Raw genomic sequence first — 14,827 nt, forward strand, 5'->3', positions numbered from 1 at the left:
TGAGAGTGTCATAGTTCGGGCAATTTCGTTGTTCGAACAAGGTTTAGCATGTCTTTAAAATATCAAATTGTTCCCGTTACGCCGTTTGCTCAAAACTGCTCAATTGTCTGGTGTGATGAAACCATGCAAGGCGTCGTGGTTGATCCGGGCGGTGACGTGAAACAACTGAAAATGATGATTGACGAGCTGGGTGTGAATATCGTCAAGTTGGTGCTGACTCACGGCCATTTAGATCACGTGGGTGGCACGGAGCCGTTGGCGGATTTGCTTGGCGGTATCGATATCATCGGCCCACACAAAGACGATAACTTCTGGCTGCAAGGTCTGGAAGGGCAGAGCAAGATGTTCGGCTTTCCTCTGACAGAGGCATTTGTACCGACGGAATGGTTGGATGAAGGCGACACGGTGACATTCGGAAATCAAACTCTGAACGTGCTGCATACCCCGGGCCACACTCCGGGTCATGTGGTGTTATTCAGCGAAGAAGCCCGTCTGGCCTTTGTCGGCGACGTGTTGTTCAATGGCAGTATCGGTCGCACTGATTTCCCGAAAGGCGATTTCAATACGCTGATCACTTCCATCAAAACCAAACTTTGGCCGTTGGGCAACGATGTCACGTTTGTACCAGGTCATGGTCCAACGTCTACCTTTGGTCACGAACGTGCCAGCAACCCGTTTGTTGCCGACGAAATGCCGCTTTACTGATCCGATTCCGGCTCGGCGGCGGCAAGATAACGCCGGGCCAATCCCACAAACTCTTCCGCACTGCGGTCAAGATCATTGGCCGAAATAAACACATCGTAATCGTAATACTGGCGCTGATAGCGCATACGGTTTGCCAGCATTGCCATCAAGCCTTTATACACTTTACCTTTGCGTTGTTCGCAGAATGGCTGTGAGTCCAACACCATATCTTCGAACGATGATTCCTGATTTTTCTGCCGCGCCCCGAGATACAACAGCGCACGCTGACTGAGCAGAATTTCCGTGGCAATGCGCGGACAAATACCGTCGAGGTAAGGTTCGTACTGTTTGAGTTTGATGCCTATCCACGGCAGGGGTTGATACCAACCCTCCTGCTCGTAGCTACAAATACCGATATGACTGATGTTGCTCCATTTCACCACCCAGCCGCCATGAAACAGGTGTTGTTGAAAGTGGGTTGGTGTCAAAGTATAGCCAACCCAACTCTTGCGAATGAGCCAATAACCTAAACCACACAGACTGCCCATGGCGAAAAGGGAGATCAGCGCCTGAGGCCAGCTCGGCGACAAAATGACCAGAAACAGCGTGGCGACGATGGCCACGAAGCCGACCACTTTGGCGTAAGGGGAGTGCAGGTCAAAATGGTGATTTGATAAATGAACAGTTTGCATACAGCTCGCTACAATCGTCTGAAATTTCTCTGTATTTATACCCAGTAGTGCAACAAGTGATCACTTTACCTCATGATTAAATTGTAGTCATCCATGACATAAAAGCGTGTTTTTACCCTCGATCTTGACCAATACCCTACAAATGGCAGCCGAATTTTGTTATAAAACGCGCTTCAAATTTTCACCACTGCGCCTTATGCAGTGAAATGGAGACATACTCGATGAGACTTGCTCATAAGCGTAACGTGCAGGCTAAACTGCAAAAACGCATTAAAGCGATTGTAGCGAACTTGGCTCAAGCGCCGAAAACAGCAAAGCCTGTGACTGCGAAACCTGTTGTTGAAAAGAAAGCGGCAATCAAACCAGTCGCAGAAAAAGTTGCAGCAGCGACAAAAGTAGACGTAGCGTTAACTCCAAAACAGCAACAGGTACTGGATATCGTTGCTGGGAATGCAGAAGGCATCAATCCTAAGTCGATTGGTCTGGCCGCAGGTCAGGAAGATGCAAAAGCCGCTTCTTGGGCTACGGGTGCTCTGAAGAAACTGCTGGATGAAAACCTGGTGGTGAAAGAGCAACTGGCAGGCAACAAAGTTATCTACAAAGCGATCTAATTTCACCTTTTCAGATAGCGACAGTTCATTCACAAAAAGCCTCGGGTTCTCCGAGGCTTTTTGTTGTCTCACATTCGTCATTCATCACACTTCTGATAACTTTCTGCAATAACCAACTGGTGAAAAACAACTACGTACTAATTCATTTAATTGTTCGAGTAAGAATTAATATATTCTTATAAAACAGATAAATAAAATAATAATCTGTATATCTCTTACGTGGTACTACTTACGACTTTAGTCCTGTTTTCTATTTCTAGTGTTATCAGTTTGCGTAATCACGCTCATTTCCTCTTGTTCAAACTTCTACCAAAGTGACATCGAACCCATGGCTCTATTGAGCTGAGGAACAATAACAAAAGGACGTGAATAATGAGTCTGATTCATCAATCTGTAAAACGTGTGGTTACTGGCCTGGCGGCAGTAGCGACATGCTTCGCTCTGTTTTCTGCCTCTGCTAGCGCTGCAGAGAAAGTCTACCGTTTGAAGCTGGCGGAAACCTGGGGACCAAACTTCCCGATTTTCGGTGATGCCACCAAAAACATGGCGGCAATGGCTGAAAAAATGTCGAACGGTCGTCTGCAAATTCGTATTGACTCTGCCAACAAACACAAAGCACCACTGGGCGTATTTGATATGGTCAAGTCGGGTCAGTACGACATGGGCCATTCGGCTTCTTATTACTGGAAAGGCAAAGTTCCTAACACTCTTTACTTTACTTCTATGCCTTTCGGTATGACGCCTCCAGAACAGTACGCATGGTTCTACTACGGTGGTGGTATGGAACTGATGGAGAAAGTGTATGAGCCGCACAATATGCTCTCTTTCCCAGGCGGTAACACGGATGTGCAGATGGGTGGTTGGTTCCAGAAGGAGATCAACACGGTCGACGATCTGAAAGGTCTGAAAATGCGCATTCCTGGTTTCGCGGGTGAAGTTCTGGCGGAAGTGGGTGCCAAACCAACCAACATCGCACCGGGTGAACTCTACACTTCACTTGAGCGCCGCACGATCGACGCGTTGGAGTGGGTAGGGCCGTCTCTTGACCTGCGTATGGGCTTCCACAAAATTGCACCTTACTACTACACCGGTTGGCATGAACCAGCGACTGAGCTGCAATTCCTGGTGAACAAACGTACCTGGGAACGTCTGCCAGAAGATCTGCGTGAGATTCTTCGTGTGGCAATGCGTACTGCGGCTTACGACATGTACACTCAATCTGTCCATGAGAGCGGTAAGAACTGGGCATCGATCACCACTGAATATCCGAACGTAAAAGTGAAGACATTCCCACCTGCGGTTATCGAAGCCCTGCGTGCCGCGAATGATCGTCTGCTTGCGGAACATGCCGCAGCCGATCCTCAGGCAAAAGAGATTCAGGAGTCACAGGCGAACTACATGAAACAAGTTCGTGCGTGGACCGATATCTCAACGCGCGCTTACCTCAACAGCGAACAGTAATCTCAACGGCGAGGGCTTAGGCTCTCGCCGCAAAGCCCAAGAAAAATTATAACGACAAGCTCCGCGAACTTCCGGGTTACGCGGAGCATCTTTCCAGTTTCCAGGGAGTCAGGAATGAGAAGTCTCATTTATATCGAAAGGTTGATTAATCGAATCAGCGATTTCTGGGGTTGGGTATCCAGCATACTCTTCATCTTGCTGGTGACCAACGTGGTTTATGACGTCATCATGCGTTATGTCTTTAATGATGTGTCGATTGCGTTTCAGGAGTTGGAGTGGCACCTGTTTGCCGCAGTATTTCTGTTAGGTATCCCGTATACCATCAAAGCGGGTGGCCATGTTCGGGTCGACATCATCTACGAACGCCTTTCCCATAAAGCGCAAGCGGTGGTGGATATCGCAGGCACGTTGATATTCCTCTTGCCGTTTTGTCTGCTGGTCATGTACTTCGGTATCGATTTTGCCAAAGAGAGCTTCGAACTGCATGAAACCTCTGGCGATCCGGGTGGCTTGCCATACCGCTGGCTGATCAAGTCGATTATTTCACTCTCATTCTTCTTTATGGCTATCAGTGGGTTGGGGTTGTTGCTTCACTCGGTCAACAAAATTGTCAACCCGCGTCTGATGCATTCTAGCCTCAATGACTCGAAGTAAAAGGACGACGCTATGATCGGTATCGTGATGTTTTTTGTGGCGCTTTTTGCGTTGCTGTTAGGCTTTCCTGTCGCCTTTACCTTTGGCGGCATTGCATTGATTTTCGGGGGGTGGGCAGAAGGTATCGACATGTTCGCTTTCATGCCGTATCGCATACAGTCCATTATGGAAAACACGGTCATGATGGCCGTACCACTCTTCGTATTCATGGGGCTGGTTCTACAAAAAACCAAATTAGCAGAGCAGTTGCTGGAGTCGATGGGGCGTCTGTTCGGTGGCGTTCGTGGCGGGATCGCGATTTCTACCGTCTTAGTGGGCGCGCTGCTGGCGGCGTCTACGGGTGTGGTGGGCGCTTCTGTGGTGGCGATGGGCCTGATTTCTCTGCCTGTCATGCTCAAGTACAACTACGACAAAGGGCTGGCGTGCGGCACCATTTGTGCGTCGGGGACGTTAGGGCAAATCATTCCACCGTCTATTGTTTTGATTCTGCTGGGTGACGTACTGGGTGTGCCGGTTGGTGACCTATTCCAGGCGGCACTATGGCCAGGTTTGGTGCTGGTTGGCGCGTACGTTCTCTATATTCTGATTTATGCCAAGCTCAACCCAATGGCGGCTCAGCCGATTGAACGTGACGACAGCGTGAGCCGCTCGCAAGAAGTCGTTCGAGCGCTGAAAGCGGTTATTCCGCCATTAGCACTGATTATCGTCGTACTGGGATCGATTTTCGCGGGCGTGGCAACGCCAACTGAATCGGCGGCACTCGGCGGTGCGGGTGCCCTGCTGTTGGCTGTAGCGTATCGCCAATTCAGCTGGAAAATGGTGTATGACGCATCGAAAGAGACGGTGAAAGTGACGGCGATGGTATTTGCCATCTTACTTGGTGCGACGGCGTTCTCGATGGCGTTCACCTACACTGGCGGCGACTTGCTGGTGGAGGAGTGGATGCTGAGTATCCCGGGTGATAAATGGGGCTTCCTGATCGTCACTATGATTGTGATTCTGATCCTTGGCTTCTTTATCGACTTCGTCGAAATCTGTTTTATTATCGTGCCTATTATTGCGCCAGTAGCGAATCTGCTTGATATCGATATGACCTGGTTTGCGATTCTTATTGCGATGAACTTGCAGACCTCCTTCTTGACACCACCGTTTGGCTTTAGTCTGTTCTACCTGAAAGGGGTTGCACCAAAATCGGTGACGACGATGGACATCTATCGCGGTGTTGTTCCGTTTATTACTATCCAGATTCTGGTGCTAGCGACGCTGCTGGTATTCCCCGGCTTCTATGGAATGTGATCAAATTCGAGGTTGTCGACTTCGGGTTTCTTAGAAACACAACATCTTGCTAAAGTGAAACTGCTTACCGACGTTCGGTGAGCAGTTTTTATTTTGGGGAAGGGAATGCCTCTTAAATTCAAATTGATACTGCTGACGCTGTTGCCACTGCTGTTGGTCACCGCGAGTATCAGCTGGATTTCCATTCATCAGGCCAAAAGTCTGGGTGAACGCGAAGTGGAAATCTTTAGGGCGAATTTAATCAAAGCCCGCGAAACCGCTCTCAAAGACAGCGTTGATCTGGCACTGGACGCCATCGCGCTGGTATACAACGATCCCAGTCTTTCGGACGATGATGCCAAAGCTAAAGTCAAAAAGGTTTTGACCAAGCTGCGTTATGGCTCGGATGGTTACTTCTTTGCCTACGATGCCAATGGCATCAATCTGGTTCATCCCACTCAGCCAGAACTCATCGGGCAGGATCTGCTCAAACTGCAAGACAGCGAAGGCGATTACCTTATTGAAGCGCTTTTGTTTCAGGCCCAGTCCGGCGGCGGGTTCCATCAATACTTGTGGCAAAAGCCGTCTTCCGGTGAAGTAGTGCCGAAACTCAGTTACGTTGAATGGTTGGACAAATGGGGCTGGATGGTCGGCACCGGACTGTACATTGAAGATGTCAGCCAGGAAGTGGCAACTATGCAGGCTACCATCAATAAAAACATTGATACGACATTTTTCTCGGTGATGGTGATTCTGGCCGTCACTGTCGCGGTGATCATTGTGCTCACGCTGGCCATCAACTTGCATGAGCATCGTCTGGCAGACAAAAACCTCAAAGAACTGGCTCATAAAACCGTGATGTTTCAGGAAGATGAGAAAAAGCATCTGGCGCGTGAACTGCATGATGGTATCAATCAATTGCTGGTGTCGAGCAAGTGCCATTTGGAGCTTCTTGGACATAAGCTTAAGGATGACACGTTGGCCGGGCACGTCGACAAAGCTCAGCAATCGCTGATGACGGCCATCAACGAGGTGCGGCGCATTTCTCACAATCTGCGGCCAAGTGCGTTGGATGATATTGGTCTGCAGGCTGCCATTGTTACGTTACTGGAAGATTTTCAGTCGCACTCGGGAATTCAAACCGACAGCCATTTCGATACCTTACCGGGCACGAAGCTCAAATCTGAAGTGGCGACGACGCTCTATAGAGTGGTGCAAGAATCGTTAAATAACATTGAAAAACATGCCCGTGCCAAGCGAGTCAGCGTGATGGTGCAGCAGATGGGCACTATGCTTCAGTTGATGATTCGCGATGATGGCGTCGGATTTTCAATCAAAGATGCGCGAGTGAAGCGAGGGATTGGGCTGCGCAATATGCGTGAGCGGGTAGAATTTTTAGGCGGTGAACTGGAGCTGATGAGTGAGCCAGGGTTTGGGACTGAAATCACCGTGCTGTTGAATCTGGATGGATTAGTGTATGGGAAAACCAATTAGAGTGGTGATCGTCGATGATCACCGGGTAGTACTTGAAGGGTTTATGGCTCGCCTGGAAATGGAGCCGGAAATCGAAGTGATTGCGACCGCAAGCAACGGATTGGAAGCACTTGAGGTGGTGAAGCAACATCGCCCGGATGTGATTCTGATGGATGTCAGTATGCCGATTATGAACGGCATCGATGCGACGCGTTTAATTAAAGAAGAAGTACCGGACGCCAAAGTCCTGATGCTGACCATGCATGACAACCGTGAGTACATCATGAAAGTGATGCAGGCCGGAGCGGTTGGTTACATGCTTAAAGAGATTTCCGCCGAGAAGATGGTGCAGGCCATCAAAACTGTCAATCTTGGCTCAACCTATTTTTGTGAATCCGTCACGCAGACGTTGTTCACGCAGGACATCATACCATCGGCTCAAAAGCCCAATCCGCTCAGCCGACGTGAAGAGGCGGTGCTTAAGATGGTGGCTCAAGGCCATAGCAGTAAGAAAATTGCGTCGTTACTCAACATCAGCTATCGCACGGTAGAGACGCATCGTCAGAACATCAAACATAAACTGGATATACATTCGACGGCGGAGCTGGCGCAATACGCTATCCAGCATGGCATGCTGGAATGACATCAGTCGTAACGTTCAGCGGCAACAAAAAAGGTTGGGCTTATACCCAACCTTTTCCCGTTTTTACTCTGTAGTCATTTCTACCACGATATCAGCATTATTCTGGCTTCGTGATGCTGCCAATTTCCAGCATCGGCGCCACGTCGATGTTCTCGGCGTTCATCATTGCAGACAGACGCTGCACAGAAGAAAGCAGCAGAGACTGTTCCCAATCTTCCAGTTGGCAAAAACGCTCAACAAAATCTTCTTGTAGTGGCTGTGGTGCTTCCGCCAGCAGCTTGAGGCCTTCCTCAGTAAGATGGGCGTGCACTTTGCGCTTGTCGGTGTTGCTGCGAATACGTTGTACATAGCCGTTGCGCTCGAGACGATCGAGAATCGTCGTCGCCGTCGCTTGGCTCATGTTGGTGTGTTTAGAGAGCTCACGAATAGTGACTTCGCCCAATTGCTGAATTGATCGCATCAGAATCAACTGAGGTCCGGTTAATCCGGCACTCTTGCTCAATTTTTTTGAGTGTAGATCAATGGCTCGGATGATCTGGCGAATCGCGACCAGTACTTCTTCATGTTTTTCCAAAATTTACATCCACAACGTATCGAAGAATTTAGGCGCGACGATACATCACTTAAAGCCGGATGAAAAGTATTGACTTCATACTTTTCTATCTCCGCTTTTGACCTATTTTAATCAATGTCTAGTGATGTAAAATGTTTTGTGTACGAACAATATTTTTATTGTTTTTGTTTAATAGATAAACAACCGTTAGCAATTTTCAAGAAAATTAGTACAAAAATCAACCTTTGGGTAGATCTCTTGCACTTGATGTGTAAAATATAGGTCAACTTTACATTAGAACAATAGTTATGAGTACGAAATATATTTACTGTTTTCAACCTGAATTTATTTCGTTGTCATGGCTGTAGAGTTCAATCTTGAATGAATAAAAGAGAGGACAAATGACGAAAGGTATTGATAAGTACAGTATCGACAGTACCGATTACACCGTCGGGCAGGACAATGTCCAGAAGTGGGGTTTTGACGTCCATAACCCGGTTTTTGGTATCAGTGCAGGTTTAATTCTGCTGTTTCTGTTAGCGACATTAGTTGTGGATGCCGATACGGCGAAAAGTGCACTCGATGGTATTAAGTGGAAAATCATTGGCTCGTTTGACTGGCTGTTTATCTGGTCCGGTAACATTTTCGTGATTTTCTGTCTGGCGCTGGTGGTTTCACCTTATGGCAAGATCCGTCTGGGAGGTCAGGAAGCCGTTGCCGATCACTCATTCATCTCATGGCTGTCAATGCTGTTTGCAGCGGGGATGGGTATTGGTCTGATGTTCTGGAGTGTGGCAGAGCCGGTGGCGTATTTTACCGGTTGGTATGAAACGCCGCTAGGCGTAGAAGCCAATTCTCCGGAAGCAGCTAAGCTGGCGCTGGGGGCAACCATGTTCCACTGGGGCCTTCACCCTTGGGCAATTTATGGTGTTGTGGCTTTGTCACTGGCGTTTTTCTGTTACAACAAGGGGCTTCCGCTGTCGATTCGATCGATTTTCTATCCGATTCTGGGCGATCGCGCCTGGGGCTGGGCGGGGCACGTTGTGGATATTCTGGCCGTATTGGCCACACTGTTCGGCTTGGCAACGTCACTGGGTTTAGGTGCCCAACAGGCGGCAAGTGGTATTCATCATGTGTTTGGTATTGATGCGGGTATTGGCCTTCAGATTGTCGTTATTATTGGTGTCACGCTGCTGGCGACTTTCTCGGTCATCCGCGGTATCGATGGTGGTGTGAAAGTAATTTCCAACATCAACATGGTGGTGGCATTCCTGTTGCTGATTCTGGTGGCGTTAATTGGCTATGCGGTTACGTTTGGTTCGATTCCGACCACACTGATGTCTTACATCGAAAATATTATTCCGCTGAGCAACCCACACGGCCGTACAGATGAAGCTTGGTTCCAAGGCTGGACAGTATTCTACTGGGCATGGTGGATTTCATGGTCGCCATTTGTCGGTATGTTCATTGCGCGTGTTTCTAAAGGTCGTACGATTCGTGAGTTCATCACCGCAGTGCTACTGGTTCCAACGGCTGTGACACTGATCTGGATGTCGGTATTTGGCGGTTTGGCGGTCGATCAGGTTGTGAACCATGTGGGCGAACTGGGTGCCAACGGGCTGACCGATGTATCGCTGGCGATGTTCCAGATGTTTGATGTACTGCCATACGGCACCATTCTCTCTGTGATTGCTGTGGTTCTGGTTCTGGTGTTCTTTATTACGTCGTCCGATTCAGGTTCTTTGGTTATCGACAGCATTACGGCGGGTGGTAAGTTGGATGCTCCTGTTCTGCAACGTATTTTCTGGGCGCTAATGGAAGGAGCGATTGCGATTGCGCTGCTGTGGATTGGCGGTACTGAAGCCGTTCAGGCATTACAGGCGGGCGCGATCTCAACTGCGCTGCCGTTCACACTGGTACTACTGCTGATGTGTGTCAGTCTGGTGATGGGCATGCGTACCGAACGCTTCGAGCGTTAACCATTAAGATGTTTGAAAGGCCGGCGTATCGCCGGCTTTTTTTATGGATTATAAATTGACATGCGCCATTGGTTTGACGGAATAATTGCCTGTAAAAGCAATGACTTATATACTTTGCATTGTTTTAGACATATTTCGTGCAACTGCAACAAAATGTAGATACTATCTGCCGCGAATTGTTCCAACTTCTAACAAAAAATTGCGATGAAACTGACATTAAAACAAAAACTCATCGGCGCAAGTTTGTCTGCAGTGGTCGTAATGGCTGGTGCACTGACTTGGTTGTCTGCCGATCAACTGAAAGAGCAAACCTCGCGTGGTGTGCTTGACCGCGCTGAAGCAATCTCCGCAACCGCATCGAAAGGCATTTCCGACTGGATCAGTATCCGGAAAGACATCTCTTCGGCGTTCAATGATTACACCGCACAATCGGATGTGGTCCCATTCCTGCAGCAAGCGCGTAAAGCGGGCGGATTTGACGACATCTTCTTTGGTACTCCAAAAGGCGACATGTACCGCTCCCATCCAGAGCGCAACCGTGCTGACTACGATCCTCGTACTCGTCCTTGGTACAAAGATGCTTCTGCAGCAGGCAAGCAGATCATCACAACGGCTTACAAAGATGCCATCACCAATGCACTGCTGGTGACCATCGCAGAACCTGTTCGTCAAAACGGACAATTTGCGGGTGTCGTAGGTGCGGACGTATTGATTGATCAGTTGATCAACGATGTATTGAGTATCGATGCGGGTGAAAACGCCTATGCGATGCTGATTGATACACAGGATGGTACGTTCCTGGCGCATCCAAACAAAGATCTGCTGCTGAAACCGGTAAACAGCCTGTCTAAATCTCTGACTATGTCAACGATTGAGCAGTCTGCGGCTGCGCATCAGTTGCTGACGGTCAGTCGCAACGGCAACGATGAATTTTTCTATTTCACTAAAGTGCCAAACACGCCTTGGGTGTTTGCCGTGCAGATGGACAAACACACTGAGTTTGCATCACACACGCAACTACTGACCAGCCTGCTGGTTATCGCTGTGATCATCACAATCATCGTGGTTGTGATTGTTTCCTGGTTGGTGAGCTTCCTGTTCCGCGATCTGGGCCGCGTGTCAAAAGCGCTGGCAGAAATTGCCTCGGGTGAAGGTGACCTGACGCAGCGTCTGGAACCACGCAGTGACGACGAAGTCGGCCAACTGGCGAGTAACTTCAATACCTTCGTGGGCAACATGCACACCATGGTGATGAAGCTGAGCCACGTTTCTAAGTCGCTTTCTTCTCAGTCTCAGATGACGGCGGCGCACGCTGAAGAACGCAGTGCGCGTATTCGCATGCAGCAAGACGAGATCAACATGGTTGCAACGGCAATCAACGAGATGGCGGCGGCAACTCAAGAGATCGCCAACAACTCTGAAAATACGGCGCAGAACTCTTCTGAAGCGGTAAGCGCATGTGTGCATGGCGCGAAACAGGTTTCCCAAACGCAGAACTCTATTCACTCTCTGGCACAAGAAGTTCAGGTGGCAACGGGTGTTATTCAAGAGCTGGAAGTTCACGGTAATCAGATCAGCACCATCCTGTCGACCATTCAGGATATCGCGGAACAAACCAACCTGCTGGCACTGAACGCAGCGATTGAAGCGGCTCGTGCGGGTGAGCAAGGTCGTGGTTTTGCGGTGGTTGCTGATGAAGTTCGCGTACTGAGCCAGCGTACTCATGCGTCGACGAAAGAGATTCAGACCATGATCGAAACGCTGCAAGGCACAACGTCGAAAGCGGTGGGTATCATGAACGACAGCCGCATGTTGGCTGACACCAGTGTGGATGACTCAAACTCTGCGGCGGCAAGCCTGACTCAAATCCATAACGCGGTGGAAATCATCAGCGATATGGCGACTCAGATTGCATCAGCAGCAGAAGAGCAGGCGTCAGTGACGTCCGAGATCACGCGCAATACTGAAGGCATTCGCGATGTATCAAATGATCTGGCTCAGGAAGCCCATGAAGCGGCTTCTCAGGCGGCCGAACTTTCTCAGCTGTCGTTTGAACTGGAACAAGAAATCCGCCGCTTTAAGCTGTAAAGCATAGTCGGATAGACAAAAAGGAGCCCTAGGGCTCCTTTTTTCATGCGCGGCTTAAAATGAACTTGCCTTACAACCAGAATTGACGAACCGGTTGATCTGCAGAGAAATGATGTGCAATTTGCGCCTGCAGCAGTTCAGCTGTCGCAATCGCGTCGGTTAGTGCGTGGTGCGGTGTATAGGCAGGCAAGCCATAACGCATACGTGACTGGCCGAGCCGAACGGATTCTGGCTTTTTGCCACGCAGTCGATTCCAGAGTCCGGCAGTGTGGCGTTTTTGAATCATGGCTTCGATTTCCATTGTATCAATGACAGGAAACTCGATGCCTTCACCAATCCGTCGTCTAAGTGCACGGTCAAGAAATTCACGCTCGATTTTGTGATAGTGCACCACCAGAATTCGGCCTGCCAGCTGGTCAAGAACCTGTTCAAAAATCTCGCTCAGATCTGGCGCATCCATGATGTCGTTATGAGTAATGCCATGAATGACAATGGAATGTTCATCGAGTTTTTGACGTGGGCGAACCGTCCAGTGCTCGCCACGTTTCAGGTAAATGCGGTTTAGGGTAAACGGCACCAGGCCGATGGTGATGATTTCATCCTTATCTACGCTAAGGCCGGTGGTTTCAAAGTCCATCGCGACAAATTCCACCTCGCCGAGCGGGGTATTGCCATCCGGCAGAGCAGAAGAATAAAAGCGCTGCAGGCTAGGGTGGCTGACCACGTTTTGTTTTGCACGATATTTATAGGGCCAGTTGATACTTGGCGCCTGAAACAGTTTCTTCATGGTGTCGCCTATTTAAAGTTGTTGCTGGCCTGATAACGATATTTCAGAAAATTCTGCGCGTTACTGAGAATTTGAAACGCATCTTTAAGATTACGGCGCTCAAATTCCGACAGATTTTCTGGTTCGATGTTGTTGTCTGGCTCAATATTATTTTCAACATCAAACGCTTGATGGCGGATACGCACCATGGAAATGAACTCCAGCGCATCACGCAGATCCTGTCCGCGACCTTTGGGCAGAATGCCGGCATCAATGATGTCATCCAAGCGTTCGAATGAGTTCTGCGCGCGTGAGCCTACCGCGAGCGCATGGACTCGAATCAAATCGGCAAGCGGTGCCGTGCCGCGACGCTTGAGGTTAATGGAGTTATTATGGCGGCCATCTTTCTCCATCACGAAACTCTTGAAGAAGCCTAACGGCGGCGTCCGATTTAACGCATTACGCGCCAGACAAGCGAGGAAACGGTTATTGCGGCGCGCTCGGCGGACAATGAAACCATTGAGCTGTTCCGCCCATTTCAGACGGCCATAGACGCCATCCAAATCAAAGAAGATTGACGCATTGAGCAGGGCTTTCGGATTCGGGTTATCAATCCAGTCGGCGAAGCATGCTTCCCACTCTTGACGCGTCATACGCCAGATTGGGTTGGTTGCCATAATATCGCCGGTGCAATAGCTGTAACCGCATTGATCCAGTGCATCGCAGACGAATTTGGCTAAGTCTGCGAAATACTGGCCGTGAATAGCCTCATCGTAACTGTCGTCCAGAATAATGGCGTTGTCCTGATCGGTGACAATCAGTTGTTCGTCACGCCCCATTGATCCCAGCGCGAGGAAACAATACGGAATGGGAGCCGGGCCGAGGTGTTCTTCAGCCAGTTCAATAATGCGCTGTTTAAAGCTACGTCCAATCACCGACATCGCTGTACCGACCATATGTGAGTTAGCATCCTCGTTGACCATACGCACGAAACTGTCTTTGACTTGTTTCGATATCAGTGCCAAATCGGGAATGGATTTCTGTTGGAAGATGCTGCTGACCAACAGTAAGGAGTTCTGCGATTCGTAACGAACGATATCCGTCAGATCGATGATGCCGATAGGGTTACGTTCTTTGAGGACGGGAAGATGGTGTACGTTGTAGCGCAGCATTGTCAGCATGGCTTCATAAACATACGCATTGTGGTCGAGCGAAATTACCTCAGTGGTCATCACATTGGTGACAGGTTCGCTATGATCGATACCTGTAGCAATCACGCGGCGACATAAATCGCGATCGGTCAGAATACCTATTAGTGGCCGATTGTCGTCGTCATCGTTTTGCAGAATATCCGGGTCGATGATGAGCACTGATGAGACGTTCTCTTCCGCCATTTTGACCGCCACTTCCTGAATGGTTGCGGTTTTGTAGACGAAGGGCGCTTCTCTGGTAATCAGACGCTTCACTTTGACGGTGGTGAGATCGTTTTGCTCCGCCGTATTCGATACTGTCTGACGCAAGCGGGCGTTATCCTGCACTTCCACATAGTCGGCGAAAGCGTCGTGGTCTTCATAGAGGGATTGAAACGTAGCCTCGGGAATGCAGTAGACCAAGGTGTCTTCAATCGCTGTTACCGGAAATCGGACTTTATTGTTGGTGAGCAGCCCCATCTGACCAAACAGTCCGCCTTCGGTTAAGCGGTTATAGAGCTCGCCCTTACGTCGATAGACTTCAACCACGCCGCTGCGCACCAGATAGAGGTCTTCGATATGGTCGCCGAAGCGGATGATTGGGGTGTCCTGACGGAAGTAGGCGATTTCTACGTTATGGGCGACGTCTTCCAGCGTTGCTTCGGGCAAATCGCGAAAAGGCGGATATTGGCTGAGGAAGTTTTTTATTTCTAAAAGTTCGGCTTCCATCTGGGGCTCCTGTCGTTACGTCGTGCATA

Annotated in this window: 13 protein-coding genes; 9 read left to right on the forward strand and 4 right to left on the reverse strand. The window is 49.3% G+C overall.

What is annotated here, in order from left to right; genetic code table 11:
* The first annotated feature begins 48 nt into the window (after positions 1 to 48).
* Positions 49 to 705 carry an MBL fold metallo-hydrolase gene (locus DYA43_RS06415; protein WP_020428552.1) on the forward strand — a complete coding sequence of 219 codons (657 nt, stop codon included), beginning with the start codon at positions 49 to 51 and terminating at the stop codon, positions 703 to 705.
* Here DYA43_RS06415 and DYA43_RS06420 read toward each other — a convergent pair.
* Complete coding sequence (locus DYA43_RS06420; protein WP_020428550.1) at positions 699 to 1,376, reverse strand: DUF2982 domain-containing protein; 678 nt, start codon at positions 1,374 to 1,376, stop codon at positions 699 to 701. The genes DYA43_RS06415 and DYA43_RS06420 overlap by 7 nt on opposite strands.
* Positions 1,377 to 1,597: 221 nt before the next feature.
* Here DYA43_RS06420 and DYA43_RS06425 point away from each other — a divergent pair, with 221 nt between their 5' ends.
* From DYA43_RS06425 to DYA43_RS06450, 6 genes are all read left to right on the forward strand, one after another.
* Entirely contained in the window at positions 1,598 to 1,987 is a 390-nt protein-coding gene (locus DYA43_RS06425; RefSeq protein WP_020330390.1) for a hypothetical protein, read from the forward strand.
* 372 nt (positions 1,988 to 2,359) lie between these two features.
* A complete protein-coding gene (locus DYA43_RS06430; protein ID WP_020330391.1) occupies positions 2,360 to 3,448 on the forward strand; it encodes a TRAP transporter substrate-binding protein in 1,089 nt (362 codons plus the stop codon).
* Between the two features lie 114 nt (positions 3,449 to 3,562).
* Entirely contained in the window at positions 3,563 to 4,102 is a 540-nt protein-coding gene (locus tag DYA43_RS06435; RefSeq protein WP_020330393.1) for a TRAP transporter small permease subunit, read from the forward strand.
* A gap of 12 nt (positions 4,103 to 4,114) precedes the next feature.
* A complete protein-coding gene (locus DYA43_RS06440; RefSeq protein WP_061056464.1) occupies positions 4,115 to 5,398 on the forward strand; it encodes a TRAP transporter large permease in 1,284 nt (427 codons plus the stop codon).
* Positions 5,399 to 5,503: 105 nt separating this feature from the next.
* The gene (locus DYA43_RS06445) at positions 5,504 to 6,871 is read left to right on the forward strand and encodes a cache domain-containing protein (RefSeq protein WP_020431176.1); all 1,368 of its coding nucleotides are present in this window, start codon (positions 5,504 to 5,506) and stop codon (positions 6,869 to 6,871) included.
* A complete protein-coding gene (locus DYA43_RS06450) occupies positions 6,855 to 7,493 on the forward strand; it encodes a response regulator (RefSeq protein ID WP_020330396.1) in 639 nt (212 codons plus the stop codon). Before DYA43_RS06445 ends, DYA43_RS06450 begins: the two co-directional genes overlap by 17 nt.
* Positions 7,494 to 7,590: 97 nt before the next feature.
* Here DYA43_RS06450 and DYA43_RS06455 read toward each other — a convergent pair whose 3' ends face one another.
* Entirely contained in the window at positions 7,591 to 8,067 is a 477-nt protein-coding gene (locus tag DYA43_RS06455) for a MarR family winged helix-turn-helix transcriptional regulator (protein WP_020330397.1), read from the reverse strand.
* Between the two features lie 380 nt (positions 8,068 to 8,447).
* Between DYA43_RS06455 and DYA43_RS06460 the strand changes: the two genes are divergently transcribed.
* Both DYA43_RS06460 and DYA43_RS06465 read left to right on the forward strand, forming a co-directional pair.
* Complete coding sequence (locus DYA43_RS06460; RefSeq protein WP_020330398.1) at positions 8,448 to 10,025, forward strand: BCCT family transporter; 1,578 nt, start codon at positions 8,448 to 8,450, stop codon at positions 10,023 to 10,025.
* Positions 10,026 to 10,229: 204 nt separating this feature from the next.
* The gene (locus tag DYA43_RS06465; protein ID WP_061056465.1) at positions 10,230 to 12,113 is read left to right on the forward strand and encodes a methyl-accepting chemotaxis protein; all 1,884 of its coding nucleotides are present in this window, start codon (positions 10,230 to 10,232) and stop codon (positions 12,111 to 12,113) included.
* A gap of 70 nt (positions 12,114 to 12,183) precedes the next feature.
* On the opposite strand, the gene DYA43_RS06470 is transcribed toward DYA43_RS06465, so the two are convergent.
* Positions 12,184 to 12,900 (reverse strand): 3'-5' exonuclease, encoded by a 717-nt coding sequence (locus tag DYA43_RS06470; RefSeq protein ID WP_020330400.1) that lies wholly within the window; start codon positions 12,898 to 12,900, stop codon positions 12,184 to 12,186.
* 8 nt (positions 12,901 to 12,908) lie between these two features.
* A complete protein-coding gene (locus DYA43_RS06475) occupies positions 12,909 to 14,798 on the reverse strand; it encodes a DUF294 nucleotidyltransferase-like domain-containing protein (RefSeq protein WP_020431171.1) in 1,890 nt (629 codons plus the stop codon).
* Positions 14,799 to 14,827: the final 29 nt, after the last annotated feature.

The organism is Vibrio fluvialis, assembly GCF_900460245.1.
Lineage (GTDB): Bacteria > Pseudomonadota > Gammaproteobacteria > Enterobacterales > Vibrionaceae > Vibrio > Vibrio fluvialis.